This window comes from Clostridium sp. MF28 (assembly GCF_002969175.1).
In the GTDB taxonomy this organism is placed as follows: domain Bacteria; phylum Bacillota; class Clostridia; order Clostridiales; family Clostridiaceae; genus Clostridium; species Clostridium beijerinckii.
The window spans coordinates 517,551-542,940 of record NZ_CP014331.1 but is presented as its reverse complement, the minus strand read 5'-3'; the positions used below and the strand labels follow the sequence as shown (position 1 = coordinate 542,940).

The 25,390-nt window shown below is 29.3% G+C and carries 22 protein-coding genes and 2 pseudogenes; 16 read left to right on the top strand and 8 right to left on the bottom strand.

The genetic code is table 11. From position 1 onward, the window contains the following. Positions 1-174: 174 nt before the first annotated feature. The 3 genes from AXY43_RS02220 to AXY43_RS02210 all read right to left on the bottom strand — a co-directional run bounded on the left by AXY43_RS02220 (position 175) and on the right by AXY43_RS02210 (position 3,594). The gene (locus AXY43_RS02220) at positions 175-939 is read right to left on the bottom strand and encodes a DODA-type extradiol aromatic ring-opening family dioxygenase (RefSeq protein WP_039768719.1); all 765 of its coding nucleotides are present in this window, start codon (positions 937-939) and stop codon (positions 175-177) included. Positions 940-1,103: 164 nt separating this feature from the next. Continuing rightward, complete coding sequence (locus AXY43_RS02215) at positions 1,104-3,098, bottom strand: methyl-accepting chemotaxis protein (RefSeq protein WP_105410908.1); 1,995 nt, start codon at positions 3,096-3,098, stop codon at positions 1,104-1,106. Positions 3,099-3,120: 22 nt separating this feature from the next. Continuing rightward, entirely contained in the window at positions 3,121-3,594 is a 474-nt protein-coding gene (locus tag AXY43_RS02210) for a MarR family winged helix-turn-helix transcriptional regulator (protein WP_039768718.1), read from the bottom strand. Between the two features lie 168 nt (positions 3,595-3,762). On the opposite strand from AXY43_RS02210, the gene AXY43_RS02205 reads away from it, so the two are divergent. The 3 genes and pseudogenes from AXY43_RS02205 to AXY43_RS02195 all read left to right on the top strand — a co-directional run. Further along, positions 3,763-4,014 carry a hypothetical protein gene (locus AXY43_RS02205; protein ID WP_146145451.1) on the top strand — a complete coding sequence of 84 codons (252 nt, stop codon included), beginning with the start codon at positions 3,763-3,765 and terminating at the stop codon, positions 4,012-4,014. Positions 4,015-4,026: 12 nt separating this feature from the next. Further along, on the top strand, positions 4,027-4,995 hold the full coding sequence (locus tag AXY43_RS02200; protein WP_105410906.1) for a hypothetical protein: 969 nt from the start codon (positions 4,027-4,029) through the stop codon (positions 4,993-4,995). A gap of 12 nt (positions 4,996-5,007) precedes the next feature. Continuing rightward, positions 5,008-5,298: pseudogene (locus AXY43_RS02195) on the top strand (IS1096 element passenger TnpR family protein); the annotation flags it as partial. A gap of 185 nt (positions 5,299-5,483) precedes the next feature. On the opposite strand, the gene AXY43_RS02190 reads toward AXY43_RS02195, so the two are convergent. Further along, complete coding sequence (locus AXY43_RS02190) at positions 5,484-6,248, bottom strand: EFR1 family ferrodoxin (RefSeq protein ID WP_193928533.1); 765 nt, start codon at positions 6,246-6,248, stop codon at positions 5,484-5,486. Between the two features lie 204 nt (positions 6,249-6,452). On the opposite strand from AXY43_RS02190, the gene AXY43_RS02185 reads away from it, so the two are divergent. Further along, entirely contained in the window at positions 6,453-7,010 is a 558-nt protein-coding gene (locus AXY43_RS02185; protein WP_065417506.1) for a TetR/AcrR family transcriptional regulator, read from the top strand. A gap of 187 nt (positions 7,011-7,197) precedes the next feature. On the opposite strand, the gene AXY43_RS02180 is transcribed toward AXY43_RS02185, so the two are convergent. After that, positions 7,198-7,446: a carbohydrate-binding protein gene (locus AXY43_RS02180; RefSeq protein ID WP_023976088.1), complete on the bottom strand. Its 249-nt coding sequence runs from the start codon at positions 7,444-7,446 to the stop codon at positions 7,198-7,200. Positions 7,447-7,520: 74 nt separating this feature from the next. Beyond that, positions 7,521-9,020, bottom strand: coding sequence for a glycosyl hydrolase family 18 protein (locus AXY43_RS02175; protein WP_243099155.1), 1,500 nt, complete (start codon positions 9,018-9,020; stop codon positions 7,521-7,523). 557 nt (positions 9,021-9,577) lie between these two features. Here AXY43_RS02175 and sigI point away from each other — a divergent pair. After that, positions 9,578-10,330 carry an RNA polymerase sigma-I factor gene (gene sigI / locus AXY43_RS02170; RefSeq protein ID WP_012059032.1) on the top strand — a complete coding sequence of 251 codons (753 nt, stop codon included), beginning with the start codon at positions 9,578-9,580 and terminating at the stop codon, positions 10,328-10,330. Between the two features lie 287 nt (positions 10,331-10,617). Further along, complete coding sequence (locus AXY43_RS02165; RefSeq protein WP_105410902.1) at positions 10,618-11,850, top strand: family 16 glycosylhydrolase; 1,233 nt, start codon at positions 10,618-10,620, stop codon at positions 11,848-11,850. A 219-nt stretch (positions 11,851-12,069) separates the two neighbouring features. Here the strand turns inward: AXY43_RS02165 and AXY43_RS27450 are convergent. Next, a pseudogene (locus tag AXY43_RS27450) lies at positions 12,070-12,162 on the bottom strand (IS3 family transposase); the annotation flags it as partial. A 134-nt stretch (positions 12,163-12,296) separates the two neighbouring features. On the opposite strand from AXY43_RS27450, the gene AXY43_RS27445 reads away from it, so the two are divergent. Beyond that, positions 12,297-14,129 (top strand): carbohydrate-binding protein, encoded by a 1,833-nt coding sequence (locus AXY43_RS27445; protein ID WP_206608162.1) that lies wholly within the window; start codon positions 12,297-12,299, stop codon positions 14,127-14,129. A 188-nt stretch (positions 14,130-14,317) separates the two neighbouring features. On the opposite strand, the gene AXY43_RS02155 is transcribed toward AXY43_RS27445, so the two are convergent. Then, positions 14,318-14,587 carry a beta-1,3-glucanase family protein gene (locus AXY43_RS02155; protein WP_242986070.1) on the bottom strand — a complete coding sequence of 90 codons (270 nt, stop codon included), beginning with the start codon at positions 14,585-14,587 and terminating at the stop codon, positions 14,318-14,320. Positions 14,588-14,755: 168 nt separating this feature from the next. Here AXY43_RS02155 and AXY43_RS02150 point away from each other — a divergent pair, with 168 nt between their 5' ends. From AXY43_RS02150 to AXY43_RS02115, 9 genes are all read left to right on the top strand, one after another. Next, on the top strand, positions 14,756-16,090 hold the full coding sequence (locus tag AXY43_RS02150; RefSeq protein ID WP_105410901.1) for a nuclease-related domain-containing protein: 1,335 nt from the start codon (positions 14,756-14,758) through the stop codon (positions 16,088-16,090). 211 nt (positions 16,091-16,301) lie between these two features. Then, complete coding sequence (locus AXY43_RS02145) at positions 16,302-17,432, top strand: GGDEF domain-containing protein (protein WP_105410900.1); 1,131 nt, start codon at positions 16,302-16,304, stop codon at positions 17,430-17,432. Between the two features lie 162 nt (positions 17,433-17,594). Then, positions 17,595-18,830, top strand: a complete 1,236-nt coding sequence (locus AXY43_RS02140) for an AAA family ATPase (protein ID WP_243099154.1) — start codon at positions 17,595-17,597, stop codon at positions 18,828-18,830. A gap of 292 nt (positions 18,831-19,122) precedes the next feature. Then, on the top strand, positions 19,123-19,695 hold the full coding sequence (locus tag AXY43_RS02135; protein WP_174775795.1) for a DNA-3-methyladenine glycosylase I: 573 nt from the start codon (positions 19,123-19,125) through the stop codon (positions 19,693-19,695). Between the two features lie 109 nt (positions 19,696-19,804). Then, the gene (locus AXY43_RS02130; protein WP_105410899.1) at positions 19,805-20,278 is read left to right on the top strand and encodes a YbaK/EbsC family protein; all 474 of its coding nucleotides are present in this window, start codon (positions 19,805-19,807) and stop codon (positions 20,276-20,278) included. After that, entirely contained in the window at positions 20,238-20,363 is a 126-nt protein-coding gene (locus tag AXY43_RS28355; protein WP_257792335.1) for a hypothetical protein, read from the top strand. The genes AXY43_RS02130 and AXY43_RS28355 overlap by 41 nt, the downstream gene beginning before the upstream one ends. Before the next feature lie 105 nt (positions 20,364-20,468). Continuing rightward, positions 20,469-22,343, top strand: coding sequence for a sensor histidine kinase (locus AXY43_RS02125; protein WP_181246046.1), 1,875 nt, complete (start codon positions 20,469-20,471; stop codon positions 22,341-22,343). Positions 22,344-22,425: 82 nt separating this feature from the next. Beyond that, entirely contained in the window at positions 22,426-23,967 is a 1,542-nt protein-coding gene (locus tag AXY43_RS02120; protein ID WP_105410897.1) for a response regulator transcription factor, read from the top strand. A gap of 162 nt (positions 23,968-24,129) precedes the next feature. After that, a complete protein-coding gene (locus AXY43_RS02115; protein ID WP_017210700.1) occupies positions 24,130-25,359 on the top strand; it encodes a sugar ABC transporter substrate-binding protein in 1,230 nt (409 codons plus the stop codon). Positions 25,360-25,390: the final 31 nt, after the last annotated feature.

Here is a 25,390-nt window from a genome sequence, read left to right as displayed (position 1 = left end):
TAAGTGTAGACTATAAATAAGTGGTTATACATTTGCGCTTATTTATATTTACAATTAAGAGAGAAAGCATCAAACAAAACAGATAAGAGGAATTATGACAAATGAAATCATAAATCCTCTTATCAAAAGAACTAAAATCTAAAATGAAAATGCTGAGGTTCAAGGCAAATCTGTCTAAAATTCATAGCAAAGATAGCTTAAGTTTCCTAATTGGTAATCTCTAAATATAACTCTAGGGGTTAATTCTGAACTGCTGCCTAAAGCTATAAATAGTGGGACAAGATGATCTGCAGTTGGAACTGCTAAGTTAGCATGAGGAGCATATTTTTTATAGTTATTAAGGGCATTCATGTCCTTGTTTCCTATCTTGTCAATTAACCAATCATCAAATTCTTTAGACCAAGAATCAATTGTATTACTATCAAAATTAACTAATCTTAGATTATGAACTGTATTTCCACTTCCAAGAATTAAAATATCTTCAGAACCAAGCTCTTTGAGTGCATTGCCTATTTTAATCTGCTTATCAATAGGTAGAGTATAATTTATAGAAACTTGAATAACTGGTATATTAGCTTTTGGATAAAGATGCTTTAAAAGAGTCCATGCACCGTGATCCAAGCCTCTTGTTAGATCTGTTTTTACATCAATACCTGAATTTATTAATTTATTTCTAATTTTTGTTGCAATAGTGCTAGAACCTCGTGCAGGGTATTTAATTTTATAGAGTTCTTCTGGAAATCCATAAAAATCATATACAGTATCATATATATCATCAGAAGCAGAAATAGTAAGTGTTTCAGTTGTCCAATGGGCTGTGAACACAACTATAGCTTTAGGATTAATAGATCCTCCAAGGTCATTTAAAAATTTAGTATACACGCTTTGCTCAATTGCCATCATAGGTGAACCATGAGCTAAAAATAAAGGTTTAATCATATAATAAACACCTCCAAATATTTTTGTTAAATTAAATATATAGTGCATAAATAATTATTTAAAACTTAATGATTTCCAAAGGAAATCAGCAGTAATTGGCCATTTAGCATTATCCTTAGAACATATAAGTTTTAAGGATTACCTTACATTAAGAATTAATGTAACTAAACTATAAATTTATTTTGCTCAGCGATTAATTTCTTTGTCATATTATTTAAGGTAGCAGAAGCTTTTGCAACTTCATTAGATAGCTTGTACATTTCGTCAGTAGAAGCAGATATTTCTTCAGATGAAGCTGATATTTCTTCGGCTATAGCAGATGTACTTTCAATCTTATCAAGAATATCGTCCTTTTCTTTATTTATTTCTATAGTTGCCACATTTACAGTTTGTACTTTTGGAATTACAGTTTTAATAACATCAATTATATTTTCAAATGAGTTTATAGTTTCATTTATAATACTAACTTGATTGTTAAGATCTGTGGTCATGCTATTTGTATCATCTTTTATTACATTAGTATCATTAGAGATATCAGATACTAATTTACTAATATTTTGAGATGAAGATTTTGTTTGTTCTGCCAAGACCTTTACTTCATTTGCTACCACTCCAAAACCCTTTCCGGCTTCACCAGCATTTGCAGCTTCTATAGATGCATTTAATGCTAATAAGTTAGTTTGATCTGCTATTGAATTAATAATTTGTACTATATTATTTACTTCTTTTATATTGCTGCTAAAAGTAATAATTTTATTAGATAAATTTTTAAAGGATAAACTTATACTGCTTACTGTATCCATTAATAACTTCATGCTTGAGCTGCTATTATTTGCAAGTTCATTCATTATTATTGTATTTTTATCTATATCTTTAGTGTTAATTACAATATCTTCAAGTTTACTACTGAAGATATTTAAAGTTGTAGTGATTTCAATTAGGTTATTCGCTTGAGAATTAATTCCACTTGCTACCTCTTGCATTGAATTTGCCACATTATTAGAAGATGAGACCATGTTTTGAGATATAGTTGATAAATCACTTGAGTTTTCATCTATTATTAGAGAACTGTCCTTAGACATTTTAATCATATCTCCAATTGAGTTTTGCATAGTATTCATAGAGTTAGCGATATCACCAATTTCATCTTTAATGTATAAATATTTTTCACTTATCTTATTAGTGAAATTTCCAGTAGCCAATATATTTAAGGAATTAGAAGCATATCGGATTCTTTTAGATAGTCTATTTGAAATAATATAAATTACAAGAATTCCAATAACCAAAAATAATATAGATGTAAGGGTTATTGAGAATTTTAGAGAGTTAAGTTCTGATAGAAGTTCAGATTTCTCTAAAATAACAACTACAGACCATTTTTCTTTTTCGATTGGAGCAAAGCCTCCATAAGATTCTTTTCCACCAAAAGTATATAAACTTAAACCAGTTTCACCAGCTATCATTCTCTTTTGCATATCAGCGATACCTTTTAGGCTAGGATCTTTTTCTGCTTCTTTTATAGAATTATATTGATTTAATGGCATGCTTGAATCCTTATAAGCAATGCTATTGCTTTGACTGTTAATCATGTAGGCACTTCCAGTTTTACCAAAAGAGATCTTCTTAATCATCTCACTAAGTTCCATTCCATCTCTAACTGATACTAATACGCCTATAATTGAGTCATCATTTTTTATTGGTACTGAATATATCATTGTCATTGCAGTTTTGTCTTCATTAACTTCAGGATCATTAATAAAATTTTCTCCAGACATTGATTTTTTAAAATAAGTAGTATCTTTTATATTAGTTTGTTCACCAGTAGTATATATAGTGTTTCCATTCATATCAGCGTATCCCATTTTAATACTACCATTTCTTTTTGCTTCAGCTTTTAAAATAGTCATTAATTTATCTGGAGTATCATTGTTTAATGAAGCAGTCTTAGCAGTAACTTCCAGTGAATTTAATTGATTATCTAAATTAGCCTGAACAGTATTAGAAGCCTGGATAGCTATTTCAGGTAATGTCTTTGTAATATTTGATATTAAAGCGTTAGATGCATTAATATAAGAAATAATTCCAAATCCAGTGCTTACAACTAAGAGTAATATACTTATCAGAATAATTAATTTTGATTTTATAGTTTTTATAAACATAATTAAACCATCTCCTTAATATTTATTTCATAGTTTTCTTATCTTCATATAGATCTCGCATTTTTATAATCAAGTTCTGAGCTTTTAATAGTGATTGAGATAACTCAGATATTTCTTCATTAGAAAGAACATTAAATCGTTCTAAAAAAATATCCTCTCCAGCTGCAGCAACAGATGAAATAAGATTTAATGATTTATTTGATAGTGATAAATAAACAATTCTTTTATCTTTTTCATCTTGTTTTTTTATCAAGTAACCAAGATTATATAAAGCATTAATACTTCTGCTTGTATTTGGTACAGATATGTTTAATTTTTTACTTATTCTTGATGCTGTAGTAGTACCTTCAAAATGAATAAAATTCAGTATTTTTGAAAGAAGGGGAGTTATTTCTGTATTAGTTAGGTCTGGAATTAGATCTATAAACTCAACATTAAATAAACTATAAAAGTTAACCATATTTAAAATTAATTCTCTATTATCTTTTTTAGTCATATGAAAACTCCTTTGATAATTATTATTAATTAAGATATATTATAACAATATAGTTATCATTTGACAACTACTTTATAAGTTTTATATAGAAATTATTGACAAAGACAAAGTGGAAAAGATTTATTCTAAAAAGTTGCAGATTTTCTTGAGATTTCATAAAAAGAGTTTATGAATATGTATATTGAAGAAGATTTTGGGAAATATGAAATTAAGCAAATACTATGTTCTTTTTTTAGAAAAGATGGAAGATGTGAAATTAAAGCATGTAAACCAGAAAGCTGCAAGAGGTATCGATTTACTGATAGACCTGAGAGTATTATTAGTTTAATTAATATAATTGAATCGACAAGCGTTTGTTATGTTGTATTTGAAATGATTGAAATATTAAAAAAGGAATATGGATTTAAAAGAAGAAAATAATTATATATAGTCATGATCAAATTTAACCTGATAAATAAAATTCAATCACAAAAAAATATAAAAACTGAAGATGGATTAATAAAAATGAGTAATATTAACAGTGCAATAAACGATTTTGAAAAATTTATAGAATTTATAGAAAATGAAAAGCCTATACTCTCAGCGACTCAGGAAGTATTAGGCAGAAAGGATTGCTATAATCTAAACATGATCCTTGAAAATAAAAAAGATGTAATAAATCCTAGTTATAATCAAGATAAATATTATGCAATAGACTTGATGTTTTCACTAGTTCTTGCAAGTAAGCTTTATATAAAGGCTAACGATGAAAAGGGAAAAGTAAGACTCTTTAAAACAGATAAATTAGAAAGCTTTCAAAATTTAAATGAAGATGAAAAATATATTTTCTTACTCCAAACTTATTGGACCCAATATGATTTTGAAACAAAATTTGATAGAACCCATAATATAGCAGCTTTTTACAATATTTTAGCTGAGATAGCTAGTGCTAAACAAGGAGATATAATTTTAAAAGATGAAAAGGATATTTCAAATGTAATGTATTCAACTGGGGCTGCATTTTTTCATCATTTAAAATTCTTTAGTTTTGGTGAACTAGAATTAATTAATGGCGCAAAAACAAGGTATGAAGATACGATAAAAAGTTTTTCTCCAAATGAATTTGGGATTAAAACAAGTATATTACTTCTAACAAGGGCTATTCAGTATTGGAATAAAGAAGATGTTCCAGTATTACTAGAGTATTATAATTTAAAAGTTACAACTAACAAAAACGAAAAAGCATTTGACGTTTTTAAAACCATATTTAAAGGGAACACTGTTAAAAATACAGTAGAAGAAAGTAAGATAAATAAAGGCGGAACGTATACTTTTAAAGTAAGTTTATCAAAGACTGTATGGAGAAAAATAAATTTAGCATATAAGCATACTTTTGGGGATTTACATAATGTTATTCAATAAGCCTTTAAATTTGATAATGATCACTTATATGCATTTTTTATAGGAGGCAACAGAAGAAAAGGAATATACTGTAAGTATGCAGAGTATGAAGGACCTGTAGCAGAAACTACGACTATAGCAAGTTTAAATCTTTATAAAGGAGAAAGACTTCTATACTTATTTGATTTTGGAGATGAATGGGAATTTAATGTGGAGCTTGCCGAAATAAATGAAGAAGCACCGGTTCCTTTAAAACCTATGATCATGGAATCAAAAGGAAAGTCACCTCATCAGTACAGTGGAGGCTGGGGACTTTACGAATAACATAATTGTAAATAGATACTATTATTCTAATAATAGTTTTTCAATATTAGGGGTGCACGGATAATTAAAAAGCACCCCAATGTTAGGCATCAACGTCTTTTCATTTTAAACTAAGGCTAGCCTTAATAGATTTCCTAAGGCATCATATGAGCCTCTGACCAGCCTTAACTATATTTTCAGCTTTCTTAATTAGCCTGATTATTAGAAGCAATTATTTCTTTAAGCTGTACATTTTGATTTATGAATCTAGCTTTGCTTTTCTCAGATTTCAAATGAATTGCATTTTGAGGACAATGATGTATACATGCTAGACATACTTCGCATTTATGGGAAAACTCAGGTTTGTTATTAACTTTAATATTATTTGCAGGGCAAACCTTTTCGCATACCTTACAGCTAGTACAATTATCCGTAACAATAAATCTCTTAGCTGCAAAATTATTGCTGATTTTATCTGCAAAGCCACGGCCATATTTAGATAGAGTATTTGATACGATTCCTTTTTTCACAAGAGAATTTCGTCTATTTGTAATATCAGCTATTATTTCACTCAGTTTTTCATCAATAACTTTTGGATTCTTATTTATTATCTCATCCTCCATCTTAAAGGCTGAAAGAAAATTATCAACCATCAGTATTTCATTTGTATAGTTGAACTTGATTCCAGATTCCTTGGCCACAAGCTCCATATGCCTTAACCCAGAGAATGCATTACCACCATATGTCATAATTGAAAAGAAGTAATCAGCTTTAAATTTTGACTTTTTTATAAAGTTACTAACTATTTTCGCCATTCCGAATCCATGACAAGGAAATACAAATCCTATAGCATCATCCTCAAATTCATATTTACCTTCTTTTATCATTTGAGGTATTGAATACAATTCTCCACCAATCTTTTTTGCAACATATAAACTATTTCCTGTAGCAGTAAAATAAAATATTTTCAAATTAATTCCGCCTTTCATTATTTCAACGAATATTGATTTTTCAACACATGTTCAATATAATAAATTTATCAATTAAGTTAACTCAATTCAATAGTTAAAACAATGAGATTTGTTTATTAATGAACAAAACACATATGAATGTTGATTATTATAAGATAAATCAGTTTACAGGAAGTAGATTAGGTACATAAAGGAGATATTTTTATGGATAGACGTATTGAAAAGTCAAAACAGGCTATTATGGGTGCTTTTATCAAGCTCATGTCGGAAAAAGATTTTGAAAAGATAACTATTAACGAAATTGCAGAAGAGGCAAATGTAAACCGTGGCACTGTATATCTGCATTATGAAGACAAATTTGATTTGATGAATAAGTGTATAGATACTCATTTAAATCAATTATGTGACAGTTGCATTTCAGATGGAGAGAGCAGCAATTTTGACTCCAAAGCTTCGCTACTTCAGACGTTTCAATATCTAGAAAAGCATGCCATTTTCTATTCAAATATGCTCACTAACAAAGCTATGCCTGCTTTTAGGGAACGTATTTTAACAATGGCTCTTAAAAGTATGGAAGAACATCTTGACATGACAGGAAGTAATGAAAATATAAGCAAGGAGATAATGGCTCAATATGTTGCTTCAGCCGCTGTTGGTGTAATGGAATGGTGGATTGTAAATTCAATGCCTTACCCCGCAGCATATATGGCGGAGCAGTTGTGGCAACTACTAAAACGAGAACAAATAGAGGGATACATATGATTATCTCAGTTAAAAAGAAAAAGAGCTTTTATTAGCATAAAGAAGTTGTTGATACAAATGGAGCTCATTTAAAAAAATAATAATTTAAATGGAATATATAGGGCAGTGTAGGAATTAAATTTTCTGCTTTGCTCTTTTTGCTAAATTTAAGCAATTAAGAAAGATAGCATTACTCATTTTTGTTACACTACTTGGTATTGTAACATTTGCAAATTGTCCACCATTTAGCTTTATAATTTTTACCTTCATAATTAACAGTATCTCCACTTACATAAGCTTTGTTGGCATCCCAATTAGCATAAGTTACAGATGCAGAGACAATCACTGTGGAAGCCTTTGTTGTTGTTGCTGCCTTGGCTAATACTGACATTTGTGGTAATGCAAACGATAATACTACAGCGAAAGCAAATAACTTTTTTAATTTCATGTATTTCATAATACATCAACTCCTTCTATATATTTTTGAAATGTATATAAATTATACGTTCCCACTTAAATGTTATTATTTAATTAGTATTTTGGATTACTTGGTGTAGCGGCTCCAATTAATTCCCAAACATCAGAAGCACCAGGTTTATCACCTTGAGTCCACCATTTTGCTTTGTAATTGTTGTTGTTATAAGAAACAATATCTCCATTTACATAAGCTTTACTACTATCCCATGCAGGATAAGAAGTACCATGATTACTTGGGGTTGCTGGATCCGTTGGGTTAGTAGGGTTAGTTGGATTACTTGGGTTAGTTGGGTTAGATGGAGTAGTTGGATTACTTCCACCAGCAAGTTTGTTTGCCATTAAAGATGTTAAAGGAAATCCATTTGGGTCATCTCCTGAAACTTCCCAAGCAATCATTCCGCCATAACCGTTATTTAATACATAATTACATCTTTCTGTAAGAGATTCTTCATCTTCATATGTGTACATAATTCCTTGTGATGCATTATATAGATAAGGAACTTTAGCATATGGATCTCTATATTTTACGTAACCTGATGTTTTTTCCAATTCCTTCATTTTAAAATAAGGGTTTTGTCCACCTGGAGATTGTGCATTATCCCATGTACCTACTGGTGCACCATTTGCAGAAGCAAATAATCCAGGTAGGCTTCCACCATTGTTCACAACATTTTTCCATCCTCTTGAATAGAATGGTGTTCCAACATTTAGTTTGCTTGCAGGTATATTATAAGTATCCCTGTACAATTTCATTGCTGAATCAGTATTATATTTATTTTTTATATCTACAGGAGAAGTTCCAGATGGATCATTAGGATTTGGATATATTGCAGCATGATGATTAGTAGTTGTTTCCCAAGCCCCATGCATATCATAAGTCATAACGTTTATAAAATCTAAGTATTGAGCATAAACGTTAGGTTCAGTATATTGTGCTTTATCATATCCAGATGGTGCTGCTATTGTAAGCGTTTTATTAGACAATCCATTATCATTGTAAGCTTTACGTATTTCACGAAGAAGTGAAGTAAAGTTTTGTTTGCCCTCGGGTCCACCTGGGCAACCTTTATCAAATTGGTCGTTTGGATCGGCTTTTCTATCAATACCAGGGAATTCCCAGTCGATATCAATTCCATCTATGAATGGATATTTTTTTAGAAAATCTACTACACTGTTTATAAATACAGCACGAGAACTAGAACTTGAGGCCATTGCATGGAAATTAGCCCCCCTTGTCCATCCACCTACTGATATAAGCACCTTTACATTTGGATATTGAGATTTGTAATACTTATATTCACCCATGTGTCCTCTAAGTTTATCTGCATCCCAACCTTCAGAATGTGGGAAAGATTTATCAAAATCTGCATAAGAATCAGTAGTGGCGAGTTTAAAGCTTGAATCTACTTCAAAGAATGCATGATTGATTACAGTGACCTTGTCCCAAGGTAATTGATCAACAGATATACTGCTGTGAGCTGTATTGTAGGTACCCCAATTAGGAAAATAAACTACAACATTTTTTTTATCAGATTTTTCTGCTGCTTTAGGCATTAGTATTATTTGCGTGAATGTAAGTAGAAAGACTACAAAAAAAGCAAGAAATTTTTTTAATGTTACGTGTTTCAAAACACATCAACCCCTCTCATATAATCATTGAAATTTTTTGGAAAGCAACTTTAATAATAAATTGTTCACCTCCTTAAAACAGTAATAGAGAATTTTCTCTTGCGTAATAAATAATAAAATATTTCACGCCTATATTTATTGCCTATTACTTTGTAAAAAAATAAAACTGTAGGAAATTTATAGAATATATGATTGTACTATATTCAATACGAGAAAAGTGTAATTTTTGTGTGGGACAAAATTAACTTTTTTTAGTAAAACATTTAAATTTAACCACAACAATATATACAAATGTAATAAAATGTAATATAATTACTTATATTGTAAAATATAAATACTTAATAGGAGAGGAGTGTAATAAATTATGGTTTATTATTTATAAAATCTATATATTAGAGCAAAGTTAAGTATATGAGAATGGTATATTTTGTAGTTATGGTAGTTTGTATAAAGAGGTATTTATTATGTAGGGGGGAAAAGTATTGTCAGATAGTAAACTATTTTATGATGATACTAAAGATAACAAATCAATATATGGATACATAGAAAGAATTAGAAACGGTGACGTTAAATTAAAAGATAAATTAATAAAAGAGTATTTACCATTTATAGGTAAGTCTGTGTCTAAAGTATCAAAAAAATATGAAGATATAAGGTACAGCGATATATTTAGTATAGGAATGATAGCTTTTAATGAGGCGTTAGATAATTATGATGAAAATAAAGGAAAAAACTTTTTCGCTTACTGTGACATGATAATAAGAAGTAGAATTATAGATTATTATAGAAAAAGTGAAAAAGAAGAAAAAGCATATCCATTTACTTATTTTGAAAATGAAGATGAAATTAATTTTGAGGAAAAATATTTAAGATCTAATTCATTTAATCAATATGAGAATATAGAAACACAGGATGAAATGGAATTCTTTCAAAAAAAGTTGAGTGAGTTTAATATAAACATATATGATATTGGAGAAGAAATTCCCAAACACAGGGACTCTATTATTATGTGTATAAAAATTGCAAAAGAATTATGTGATAATGATTACTTATATGGAAAATTGATTCGAAATAAATCAATTCCGTTAAAGGAATTAGTGTCAATGGTTCAGGTACATAAAAGAACCATTGAGAGAAATAGGAAATTCATAATTGTAGTAAGCTTAATATTTAAAACAGAATTTACGTATTCAAAGGAATATATACAAGATTTTTTTAATGGATCTAATGTATAGGTAATTGTAGTAATAACAATTTTATTCAAGTGTGTCTCAGAAAGAATAATGGCCTTTCATGCATTCGATTATACAATAAATGTATAATTTGTTCTAATTTATAATTTATCCCACTTAAATAGAATCTTTTTACGTATAATATAGTGTACGTTAAAAGTAATTAATTTAGGAGGTGATATGAAAAAAGTTCAGCAAAAAGGTAACAAAGTTTAATAAAATATTTATGTAAATAAGGGGGGAGTAAACTACTACTAATAATAATAAATAGAGGTATAGGGGGAATTTTTATGAAAAGAAAAAAACAACTAATTATGTCATTAGTTATTTCTTCACTTATGGTTTCATCATTTATTCCAACAGTTACAGCGAAAGCTGATACAGGATGGAATCTTGCATGGAGTGATGAATTTAATGGGACAAGTATAAATACATCAAATTGGAAATATGAAACTGGCGGAGACGGTTGGGGTAATAATGAACTTGAATATTATACCAATCGTTCTGAAAATGCAAGAATTGAAAATGGAAATCTTGTTATAGAAGCAAGAAAAGAAAATTACAATGGGATGAATTATACTTCTGCTCGCTTAAAAAGCCAAGGATTAAAAAACTGGACTTATGGAAAAGTAGAGGCAAGAATGAAGTTACCAGCTGGACAAGGTATATGGCCTGCATTCTGGATGTTAGGAGAAAACATTTCTCAAGTTAGTTGGCCAAAATGTGGCGAAATAGATATTATGGAACATATAAATAATGAAAGTGCAATCCATGGAACTATACATTGGGATAGCACTGGTAACAATACGCATGCACAGTATGGCGCTGCTTCACCTAATATCGATGTAACTCAATATCATGTATATTCAATTGAATGGGACGCTTCATCAATAAAATGGTTTGTAGATGGAACACAATATTTAGAAGCTAACATAGCAAATAATATTAATGGTACTGAAGAATTCCATAAACCATTCTTTATATTATTTAATCTAGCAGTTGGAGGAAATTGGCCAGGTAATCCTGATGGATCAACTCCATTCCCAGCTAAAATGTATGTAGATTATGTTCGTGTATATCAGCACGGGGATAATAATCCAACACCAGCACCTACAGCACCAGCTGTTCCAAGTGGATTGTCTGCAGCTGCTAGCAATCAATCTAGTATTAATGTGTCTTGGAACGCATCATCAGGTGCAACAGGCTATGATTTAAAAGTTGATAATAACATTATTAGTAATGTAACATCACCTTATGTTAATAGTGGTTTAACTGAGAATTCAACACATACTTATGCTGTTAGAGCTAAGAATGCTAATGGAACAAGCAGTTGGAGTAATTCTACCAGTGCCACTACTAAGGCTTCAAGCAATCCTACGACTGGAAGCTGGGCTCCTAATACTGCATATAAAGTTGGAGATATAGTTTCTTATAATGGTAAGAATTATAAATGCATTCAAGCTCATACTTCATTGGTAGGATGGGAACCATCAAATGTTCCTGCTTTATGGGTATTAATATAAATGCAGAATATGTAGACTGAGTATTCCATGAAAAGGATACAGCACTTACAACTAATCAAGTAAAGGCTAAGGTTGATAGTTATAGAAATCAAGTTGTTACATTTAAAGATACTGTAGATTAATATTTTAAGTTATGTATAGTAATGGATAAATATTAATAGATTAAATGTATATAAAAGAGAAAGCATAAACCTTAAAATAGATCTCTATAAAAAGGGGCTATGCAGCTTCTAAAAGATGATTTCTGTACTTTTCAGGAGTCATCTTTTTTAGATTTAACTGTGAATGGCTAGTATTATAGTAGATTATGTATCATTATGCTTCTTCATATGTTCGAATTGCAATATGAATATTAATAGGGAAATTAAATGTTTTATAAAAGGGTTCCAGTTTACTAATATTTTTGGCAAAATAAATAAAATCTTAAAGTGAGGGAGAGAAAAGTATTGAGTAAAAAGAAATTTTTAAAAAAGATAGTTTCAGTCATGGCTATGGCAAGCCTTATGGTTACAGGAGTGGTATTAGGTAATTCAAATAGTGCATCTGCGGTAACAAGCAGTAGTATTCCCAATCATGTACTAGTAGGCTACTGGCACAATTTTAATAATGGGTCAGGAGACATTAAACTCAAGGACGTTTCGTCAAACTTTGATGTTATTAACCTTTCATTTGGAGAACCAACATCTGTTACTTCGGGGGATATAAGGTTCACCCCATATAATGAAACAGAGACTGAGTTTAAAAGTGATGTTCAATATCTTCAAAGTAAAGGAAAAAAAGTATTGTTATCTATTGGAGGACAAAATGGTGAGGTTCAACTAACAAGTTCCACATCTGTTAATACCTTTGTTAATTCTGTAAGTACTATTATTGATAAGTATGGATTGGATGGATTAGATGTAGATTTTGAAGGACATTCTCTATATTTAAATGCAGGGGACAAAGATTTTAAAAATCCAACAACACCTGTTATAGTTAATACAATTAGTGCTTTAAAACAATTAAAGACTAAGTATGGTAGTAAATTCGTATTAACTATGGCACCTGAAACATTCTTTGTACAACTAGGACATACGTACTATGGTGGATTAAATTCATATGTAGATAACAGAGCTGGAGCATTTTTACCAGTAATCTATGGACTTAGAGATGAGTTGAACTGGCTTCAAGTGCAATATTATAATTCAGGTTCAATAAATGACATTAATGGTAAAGCTCAATCAATGGGAAGTGGAGAATTCTATGCTTCTTTAGCAGATATGCTTTTAACAGGTTTTAATGTAAATAATGATTCTAATTATTTCTTCCCAGCATTAAGACAAGATCAAGTAGTTATTGGTGTTCCATGTTGTAATTCTGCTGGAAATGGATATGTTTCAAATGCTGAGGTACAAAGTGCTTTAGATGGATTAATCAATGGTGGAACAGTTGGAAGTTATAAGATTAACAATAAATATCCTAATTTAAGAGGTCTTATGACTTGGTCAATAAATTGGGATCAATATACAAACTTTAATTGGTCTAATTATTTTAGAGGTTATTTTAATAATTTAACTCCACCTGTAAATAAACTTAATGCAGCAGTATTAAGCTCTTCAGAAGTTATTAATGGAAGCTATTCTATATCTGCAGAAGTTCCAGCTTATAATACCGCAACTTCTTATAAGATTTATGAGGGAACAACAGTAGTAGCTTCAGGAAATTTAACAGCTGGACAACCTACTAAGACGCTTAACTATAATGCCATATCAAAAGCTCCAGGGGCATACATCTACAAAGCTGAATTAAGTGATGGAAGCAATACAGTTACTTCAAATCAAATAACTGTAACAGTTCCAAAAGCAGGAGATAACACATTACAACCAGCAATATTATCTGCTAGTTCAGTAAATAATGGAGCATATACTTTAACGGCTGTAGTTCCAAAAAATAATACTGCAACAAGCTACAAGATATATGAAGGAACAACAGTTGCTTCTACGGGAGCTCTAACTTCAGGTGTAGGAGAAGTTAGCATTTCTTATGCTATTACTAATAAGGCTAAGGGAAGCTATGATTATACAGTGGTTCTATATGATAGTACAAATTCTATTAACTCTAACAAAGTTACAGTAAATGTACCAGATTCTGAATCTAACAATGCATGGGTTGCAAATCATGCATACAAAGTTGGAGATATTGTAACTTACAATGGCGGTACTTATAAATGTATTCAGGCTCACACTTCATTAGTAGGTTGGGAACCAAGTGCTGTACCAGCTTTATGGCAAATTCAATAATAGATAAAGGGAGTTGTAGTTTTATGTAAAAGAATGAGCTAAGATTATCTTGGCTCATTTTTTTGAATTTGCATGTAATATAAAGTATTTTAGTTTGATGAAAGTAGTTAAGAAAATAAAAAAGATGCTGCATCAAATTTTGATACAGCATCTTTTTACAAATCTTATGGTCTAATTTATTTAATTTATTACCAACCTACATTAATTATTGCATACTTAGGGTCAGCTACATGCAATGTGCTGCTGAAGTCGAAAACATCATCATAGCAGAAGCCATATGATTTGTTTTCATAAGAATGATCATGCCAGAATTTTGCAAAGTAATTTGCAGGAGCATCTTTATAGAAATAGGCTGAGTTATTCCAGTGTGCAGGATCAAGCATAACATGTCTGTTAAATGCTGCACAAACCTGTGCTTTGATAGCTTTTTCATCTAGGCAATGTGATACTGAGCACAAGCAACAGCGTTATGAGTTGTAGTAAATATGAGGGCTTGAGGGCAAAATGATTTTTTGATAAAACTTTATATAAGCATCAACTATTTATGTTAAAATATAGTTACTATGTATAGAATATGTAATTTAATTATTTGATTGCTAAATTAAGGGTAAAGGGAGAGAAATTATATGATAGAGTTATATATTATAATAATTTTAGTAATTATTATTGTTTTAACATTAAAGAAGAGTAAATACGATAAAAGCAATTACAAAAAAGAATCAGGAAATGGTTTCTTTGGAGTTATGATGGACAAGGGGAAATATGGAGAGTATCTATCCTTCAATATTTTAGAAAAAATAAAAGGGGAGCATAGAATACTTACTAATGTATACTTACCAAAGGAAAATGGAGAAACAACAGAGATTGATTTAATATATTTGCATGAGACAGGAATTTATGTTTTAGAATCAAAAAATTATAGTGGTTGGATCTTTGGAGATGAGAAAAGTAAGTATTGGATGCAAACTTTAAAGAACGGACAGAAGGAAAAGTTTTATAATCCAATAAAGCAAAATAATACGCATATAAAATACTTAATAAAATTATTGAAAGTAGACGAAAAGTTAGTAAAGTCAATTATAGTTTTTAGTGAGAGATGCATTATAAAGAAAATGGAAGTTCAATCAGAGAATATAAAAGTTATTAATAGATATACTTTAAACAAAACGATAGAAAAGCTTATAAGTAATTCTTCTAAAGTATTTGCAGCAGGTGAGATTATTGAGCTATATTATGAATTAAAGTCTTATACATGTGTTAGTAAAGATGTAAAAGAAAATCATATAAAGCAGATTAAAGAAAAACAAAATTTGAAATGTAATTCAATGAATTTGGGTTTAATAGAAAAAGAAGATATTAAAAGTAAGAATAGTGATAGAGAAATTATAGATAATGTAGAAGAAATTAAATTAGTGGAAAAAGAAATTAATAATGAAAATGAAATTGCAGAAAAGCAAGATAAAGTGACCTTAGATATAAATAGAAATGATGTATGTATAGGAAATCTTGTTACAAGAAAAATTAGAGAAAAGTTAGATGAATCTGGTGGACATGCATCTATTAAATTATTTAGAGGTGATTCTTGTGAAATAAGTTACGATTTAAATAAAAATGGACTTGTTTCACCTAAGATACCTGTTCCAGATCAATTAACATGGGAAGCATTTAATGCAGCCGTAGAAGTTGTAATAAATAATGGGGGGAAAGCGCCAAAAGGAAGTGCTAGATCAAAAGGAGCTAGACTTGGAAATGATAAGCTTCCAATGAATTCAGTGGAAGGCTATGTTGCACATAAGGTACATGGAGTGAAAGAAGGACAAAGCGCATTTGGCCCAGGCTTTGTAATATTTGCGATTTTAGATTGGGCAGGTATATGCAATAATGAAAAAGGATTCTTAACTATAAAGCCTTCATTCTTGATGGAACTTGAAGAAAGTAAAAATGAAAAGAAATCAATATAATGATTATTTATTTATATTTTAAAATATAAATAAATAATCGAAACTTATCTGTATTAGTATTATTGTGGTGGTATAATATGATAAAGGTAATTTTATACACTTTGAGGTCGAGATATTTTTAAAAATTGGAGTTATAAAAGAATCATTAAGTATGATCTATGAATAATTATAAGTATATCCTATATTTTAATAGAAATGGAGTTAATATATTATGGCAATTTTTTCACCGGTTCAAGTTAATATAGTTTTATTTATTTTATTGCTTATTTTATTTGGACATACTTATTTTAATATGAATAGAAAAAATATAACCAATAGATTATTTATGTGGATAATGGGATTAACAGCATTTGCCATAATGCTAGAGATTTTAAGCGTTATATTAAATAATCCAAATTTAAAACAATTTATGGTAATGCAAAAGATTGTCAATGTTCTTGGATTTACAGTGACTCCTATCATTCCATTTCTAGGATATATATTCAGTAAAGAATGGGTAAATAGGTATCAGAAAGAGAAAATCAAACTAAATAAAATACTTTTATTACCCCTATTCATAAATGGGATAATGGCATTTGTAAGCTATAGTGTAAACTTGCTTTTCTATGTAACTAGTGGAAATACTTATGAACGTGGACCTTTATTTTTTATATTACCTTGTGTAAGTTACTTTTACTTTGGGTACAACTTATATTTTATTTACAAACAGCGTAAAAGGTTTTCTTGGTGGGAGCTTCGTATATTTAATTTATTCTATATTGCAGCAGGAGTATTTACAGGTATTCAGATTGTATATTCTAGTTATCTAACTATTTGGAATGGAACTGCAATGATGATAGTTATTATTTATATCTTCATATTAAATGATCAGGTACATAGAGATAGGCTGACGGGATTAGAAAATTATTCATCCTATGAACGCTATATTGAAAATATATCTTTTAAGAGGATTAATAAGCTTTTTATAATTAATATTGATATAGATGATTTTAAAAGTGTTAATGATAAATATGGGCATAACGAAGGGGATGAAGCACTTAAAATGTTTGCTAATCTACTAATTGATAGTTTTCCACTAAGAAGAAAAAAATTGATACGCGTAGGCGGGGATGAATTTTTAATTTTATTAGAAGTTGAGCGGAAAGAAATAGTTGATAATTATATTCAAAATTTAAATAAAAACATTGAGGAATATAATAAAACTAAAGAGAAACCATATGAACTTAAATTCAGTTATGGAGTGGCATGCTGTAGTAACTCTAAGGAAGATATCCATGACATTTTGAAATGTGCAGATAAATTGATGTATGAGCAAAAGAGAAGTAGAAAGATAAAGCTATAATTTAGCACGTAAAATTAAAAAAGATAAGAATTTAGAAAATTACAGGCTTTATTGCTGGTATATTTAAATAGTGGTAAAATTATTATTGAAAAATAAATTTTAAGATATAATTTAGTAGAAACTAGACAAGATTATAGCTTGAATTGTAAGGAAGTGAGAAACGTGGAAAAACAAATAATAGATCTTAAAAGAGATGCATATAAAAAGCTATTAGAGTGGAAAAATAATCATAATAATAAGGTACTATTAGTAGAAGGTGCAAGACAGGTAGGAAAAACTTATTTAGTGAAAAAATTTGCAAGAGAAAATTATAAGCATTTAATATATATAAATCTGTTGGAAGAAACAGGGGAGGACTTACTTACAATTTATAATATAATAAAAGAAGAACGTCTATCAGGAAAACTAGACAGGGAAAAAACAAATACATTAAAAGAGATGTTTAAGAGATTCTCTAATAATTTTAAAGACAATGAAGAATGCATAATTATAATAGATGAAATACAAGAATCTTATAAGATTTATAATATGATAAGGCAATTTGCAAGGGAATTTAAGGCACATTTTATCATGACTGGAAGTTATTTAGGAAGAGTTGTTATGCAGAAAGAGTTTTGGTCTCCAATGGGTGATGTAGACTTCCTTGAAATAAAGCCATTATCATTTACTGAATTTATTAATGCGCTTAATTTAACACAAGCTTATGAGTCATTAGATTTGTATGGAGATGGCGATAAAAAGGATTATGATTTATTTTATGATAAGTATAAAGATTACTTAGAAGTTGGCGGTTATCCAGAGATAGTATGCGAATACTTAAGAAATCACAAGGGAAATATTAATGATTTGTTTGAAAAATTATTAAGAGTATTTTGTGAAGAATCTTCAAGATATTTTGATGGAGATATATTGACTACAAGAGTGTTTGAAGACTGCATAAGCGCAATAATTGAAATTCTAGCTAGAGGAAAAAAAGGCATTAAGGAAAGCAGTTATACGGAAGAATTACAGCAAATAATAACCAAACAATATTCAAGTAATATCACGAAGGAAAATTGTAATAGAGTACTTCAATGGTTTTACACGTCAAAATTTGTTAAAGACTGTGATAAGCTTATAGATTTTGAATTTACCAATATAAAAAAGAGGCAAAGATATTTCTTGTCAGATGTTGGTATGGCAAATTATGTGATGAAAAAAGCAAACCTATTAGCATCGGAATCCGGTGGGTTATTAAATGAAACGTTTGTTTACCACTGTCTTTTGGATAAGATATCTACAGTTCCTATGTTTGGGATCTATGGTGATGGAGAGCTTGATTTTGTCTACAGAGATAGGGAAAATGGGCATGTTTACGGAATAGAGTTAAGGCTGGTAAGAATCCAGGTAAAACCATAACAAAATCACTAGCTAATGGAAAAATTAATTTTGCAGTTTATCTAAAAGGGGTAACGCAAGGTGGAATTGCAAACAAGACTTATACAATTCCAATATTTTTATTTCCAAGATTTGAGTTCAGAAAAATATAAGGATATCTATGATAAGAGTTTATGTAATGTAAGCTCTTATTTTATGGTAAAATATCCTTATAATATAGATTAATTAACACTTTTACGTATTTATAAAGATTGGATTTATGTAAAAAACGGTGAAAAATACAGCAAGGTTTGGAATTTTGCTTAATGAGGAAGTGATTCAAATTATTAAAAGATGTGAATGGGTGACAAAAGAAGAATTATATATTGAATATCACGATAAGGAATGGGGAGTGCCGGTATATGATGATAGGAAACTATTTGAAATGCTGTGCTTAGAAGGAGCTCAAGCAGGCTTAAGCTGGTGGACTATTCTTAAAAAAAGAGAAAACTATAAAGAAGCTTTTGATAATTTTGAGGCTGAAAAGATAGTGAAATATACTGAAGAAAAATTAGAGCAATTAATGCAAGATAAAGGCATTGTTCGTAATAGAAGAAAAATTGAAAGTGTCGTAACTAATGCAAAAGCATTTCTGAAGATTAGAGAAGAGTGTGGCTCGTTTTCTAATTATATATGGAAGTTTGTAGATAATAAGCCTATCATTAATTCATGGAAAAGCATAGGAGAAGTTCCAGCTTCAAATGAATTAAGTGATAAAATGAGTAAGCAACTAAAAAAAGATGGTTTTAAATTTGTTGGAAGTACAATTTGTTATTCTTTTATGCAAGCAGTAGGAATGGTTAACGATCATACAACTGAATGCTTTTGCTATACAAAATTAATTTAGTTAAGAATATTCTTAACTAAATTGAATAATATGATTTTTATATAATACGCTGCAACTAAATAGAATAAAAAGTGTAATTTTAAAGTAGAAAACGAGGAGGATTTTACATATGGCAATAGAAAGAGTTAAAGAGTATTTCAAAAAATATGGTATTGATAATCGTGTGCAAGAGTTCGACGTGTCAAGTGAAACAGTAGCACTTGCAGCAGAAGCATTACATTGTGATCCATGTAGGATTGCAAAGACGCTTTCATTTATGGTAGCTGAAAATCCGATTTTAATTGTAGTTGCTGGGGATGCGAAAATTGATAATCCAAAGTACAAAGCACACTTTAAGGCAAAAGCCAAAATGCTTACACTAAAGGAAACTGAAAACTTAATTGGTCATGCCGTTGGTGGAGTTTGTCCTTTTGCTATAAATGAAGGTGTAAAAGTCTATCTTGATGAATCATTAAAAAGATTTCAAACTGTGTTTCCTGCTTGCGGAAGTGGTAATAGCGCAATAGAGGTGACCATAGAAGAATTAGAAAAGTATTCTGGTTATGATGAATGGATTGATGTTTGTAAAGGTTGGAACAATTAAAGAAGTTGATTATAATATAGGGATTTTAATATCAACATATGAAACTTGTGGTAAAATAAGTAATTTAAATAAAAATGTTATATAATTAGAGATAGAATATTTAAAAAGTAAATAATCTATCTTTTTTATATTTTAGAAATAAATTATTAAATATAGATTCTGATAATTCGTAAGAAATGAGATGAATATTATGAGTATTAAAAAGTATTTTTACAATATGGGATTTAATCATATAAAAAAGGCTAGTTTTAAAACAAAATTAATATCATCATTTCTGATTATTTCCATATTACCAATCTTATCTATTGAGATATTTTCATATTATTATTCTACTAATAAAATAGAAAATAAAATATCAAGGCTAATGGATTTCAGTCTTACACAATCTGCTAAAAGTATAAACACTACTCTTTCTTCTTATGAAGATTTAGATATGCAGATTGCCAGCGATGATGAACTCACAAAACTGATTGATAAATATGATGTTGGAAGTAATACGGATATAAATACCCAAGTGGCATTGAATGATATTAAAGGCAAATTAACTGTTTACGCTTATTCAAAACTGGGAATTGTTAATATTGATATACGTACTAATAAAAATCATAAGATAGCTTCATACAACAGAATAAATGGACATGCAATACCAGATATCTGGAAAAAGTATGACGATATAATTGAAAAAAATGATTATGAAGATGAGACTAGCAGATACGGAACAATATGGAGCGGAATGTCATATACGCAGCCATTGGTAGAAGAAACATATAATTTGATCAATGTGTATTCAAATATAATTGACTTTACAAGTGACAGAATAATCGGAGTTCTTTGTATAAGCATAAATGAAGACGTTTTACAAAAGACTTATAACTTAAATTCAGATGATCTGCATGCCAATAATATCAATGTATATTCATTAATTATAGATAATGAAGGTACAATAGTATCTTATGAAGATAGAAATTATATTGGGAAAAATATATATTATTTAGCTAATAAAAAAGATAGAAATTCAGAGGATCTAAACAATACTATAATTAATTCTCATATTGTAAAAGGAAATTCACTAATTGTAAACACTAAGAGCTTAAAAATAAGTAATTGGTATATTGTTAATATAATTGATGAAAATAAATTGTTTTCTGAAGTAAATCTGAGCATAAGAATTATTATTATAGTTATTGTTATAGTAATACTCTTTTTCATATTTTTTATAGTGCTAGTTTCCAATAGGTTGACAAGTTCCATAAGAAAAATTGTTGCGGCAATGAAGAAAGCTCAGAAAGGAGAATTATCTGTAAGGATAGAGGAGGATATAACTGATGAGTTTTCTATAATTGCACTAACCTTTAATAAGATGATATCTCATATTAATGAGTTAGTTGAAAAACTTAGGATTCAGATGAATTTAACTTCTGAAGCAGTAAAATTGCAAAAAGAAGCAGAAATAAGAGCAATTGAGGCTCAGATTAATCCGCATTTTTTATATAATACTCTTGACTGTATCAACTGGATGGCAATTGAAAAGGAGGAGTATGAAATTAGTAAAATGCTTAAAAGCTTAGGTCAAATATTAAGATATTCAATTAATCAAAGTAATAAAATAGTTTCTTTTTCACAGGAAATTCAATGGCTTAAGCAGTATTTATATCTTCAGGAAAGCAGATTTGATAATTCCTTTAAAACTGAAATTAAGTTTGATAAAGAAGTTCCGGAATTTAAAATACACAAGCTTATGCTGCAGCCACTAATCGAAAATTCTATTATACACGGCTTTGAGGGCTATACATCTGGAGGTATTTTAGAAGTGTCAATTGAAATAAAGGAAGCGGATATAGTGATTTTTATAAAAGATAATGGAAAAGGAATGGATGGTGAGAAAGTAAAATATATTAATAGCCTTGTAAGTGAAGCCAAGATTATTAATAAAGGAGAGCATATTGGAATAGAAAATGTAATATCAAGACTTAGAATATATTATGGAGATTATTATAAGTTCAATATAGAAAGTGAAATTGGCAGAGGGACAAGTATTTGCATAAGAATACCTAAAATAAAATAATTATATAAGATATTTCTTAGAGTTTCTATTCATAATATATGTTGGATATATTAAAAATAACTAAGTTTTCAGGGGGAAGTATATGAACATTGTTGTTATTGAAGATGAGATTAGGACTAGAAGAGGAATTATAAAATTATTACCTAAAATCAACGAAAATTATCATGTTATAGGTGAAGCAAATGATGGCTTAGAAGGTTTTAATATAATAGAAAAAACAAAACCACAGGTAGTTATAACAGATATTAAAATGCCTGGATTAAATGGATTAGAGATGCTTAAGAAGCTTAATGAATCTGAAATTAAGGTTAAGATGATAATTATTACAGCGTATTCAGAATTTGAATTTGCCAAGAAAGCTATTTCAGTTGGAGTTACTGATTATTTATTAAAGCCCATAACAGTTGAAGACTTGAAAAATGTCTTTGAAAAAATAGAAAAAGATATTGATAGGGAAATAGAAAAAGAAAGTTATCAAAGAATTAACATAATGACTTTTGAACAAATGATAATAGAGATGATAGAAGGGAAAATAAAGATTAACAAAGTATATGAACACTATTCAGGTAAGATAAATGAATATAATTTTAATTATGTTATTGTAGCCAAATTACTTAATACTCATGTTGAAAAATATAATTTATTAAAAGAATGTATAAATAATTTGTTTAAGCATATTGAAAATTTAAAATATATTCTTATAGAGTATGAATATAATAATGAAATATTAATCTTATTTGCATCAAAAGATTCGGAAGTAAATATTGAAAAAGAATTGAATAAGAAATTATTCAATTTATTTCGTGATAATGGATTTGAAAACTGTATTGTTGCTGGTCTTTCTAAATTAATTTCAATTGATGAACTTGCGAGTAGAGTGAAAGAAATAAACAGGAATTTAAAATGGTCATTGTTATTGAAAAAGGATGTTATAGTTACTGAGAATGCTATATCAAGCATATGCACTAAAACTTTTAAATATCCTAAGGAAATTGAGCAGTTAATTATGGCTGCAATTGGTGAGCAGGACTATATTAAATTAAGTAATTTAATAAATAAGTTTTTAAGTTATTGCAAATCAGGCAAATATCATCCAGATAGTATCATAGATGGTGTAGATTGTTTCGTGATTTCAATAATTAACATAATGAAAGATATTAATTATGAGTTGTTTATCAAAATTAATAATGAAAGAATATTAGAAAAAGTTAAAAATAGTACAAGCTGGTGTGAAATAGAGGATATTTTAAAAAATATAATAAATATAGTGTCTGAATTAAATAATAAAGATTCAAAGGCATCATACAGTTTAATTGTATATAAGACTATTAATAAAATAATAAATGATTATGCAGAATGCATTTCATTAGAAAATATAGCAGCAAGCCTTAATGTCACCCCTGAATATCTTTCTACATTATTTTATAAGGAAGTAGGAACTAATTTTACAAGCTATTTAAAGGAATACAGAATAAATAAATCCAAGGAATTACTTATTAGCAGTAATTTAAAAATAGGAGAGATTGCTAAGAGGGTTGGATACAATGATCCAAAATATTTTTGTAAGGTCTTTAAAAGCGTTACAGGTGTTTGTGCAGGAAAATACGTTACAATGCATAAATAAAATTGATTAGTTTTTTACACTTTTATTAAAACTTTGGAATTGGATTAGGATATTTTAAGAAATATAATGATAGTAACAGATGCGCATCCTGTATTGTATATGTTTACATTTATCTAAATGAGTTTATGTCGAAGATATGAATTTTAAAGTGGGGGGATTAAATTGAAAAAAACCATATCATTAATAATAAGTGCTGTACTTTCTTTAGGTTTGATTGGCTGCGGATCATCAAGTACTCAACAAACTGCTAGCAATACTAACGGGAAGGTTACACTAAAAGTTTGGAGTTATTATAACGACAATGAAAAAAAATCATTTAATAATTTAGTTGATAAATTTAATAAGTCTCAAGATAAAGTAGAAGTAGTAAATGAATATGTACCATTTGCAGACATAAAGAAGCAGTTTTCAGTAGGAATAGCAGCACAAAATCTACCAGATCTTGCTGTTATAGACAATCCTGATCATGCAGCATTTGCAGCAATGGGAATGTTTGAAGATATAACAGATAAAGTTAAAGACTGGGATGAAAAAGATAATTATTTTGAAGGTCCATGGAAGTCAACAATGTATAACGGCAAAAATTATGGAATTCCTATGGATAGCAATTGTTTAGCGTTATTTTATAATGAGGACCTTCTTAAGCAGGCAGGAGTTACTCCTCCTCAAACATGGGATGAGCTTAGAACAGCTGCGAAAAAACTTACAAAAGATGGGGTTTATGGTTTGTCATTATCTGCTGTGAAAAGCGAAGAAGGTACATTCCAATTTATGCCTTTCTTATTATCTTCAGGAGGAAGTGTAGAAAAAGTTAATTCTCCAGAAGTAGTAAAATCACTTCAATTGTGGACAGACCTACTTAAAGATGGGTCTTTAAGTAAAGAATGTATCAATTGGGATCAACCTGGTGTTGAGAAGCAGTTCGCTACAGGTAAAGCAGCTATGATGATAAATGGGCCATGGCAATTTTCAACACTTAAGAGTGATGCTCCTAATATGAAGTGGGCATGTGTAAAAATTCCTAAAGATCAGAAATATGCTTCAGTTCTTGGTGGTGAGAATATAGGAATTGTTAAAGGGCATCATCCTGAAGAAGCATGGGAATTTTTAAAGTTTATTGGAAAGGCTGATAATGTTAGAGACTTCATAAATAATACAGGATATTTTCCACCTAGAAAAGATTTAGCTAACGATAAAGTTTGGACTGAAGATCCTAATAAAGCAGTTTTCATGGATCAAATGCAGTATGCTATGCCTAGAGGACCACATCCAAAATGGCCTCAAATTTCTGAAGCAATTTACACTGCATACCAAGAATCTTTGACAATGCAGAAGAGCCCTCAAGAAGCATTAGATGAAGCTCAAACAAAGATTGATGCGGTATTAAAGTGATTTTTGTAAATGTTAATATGGTTGAGGTGCT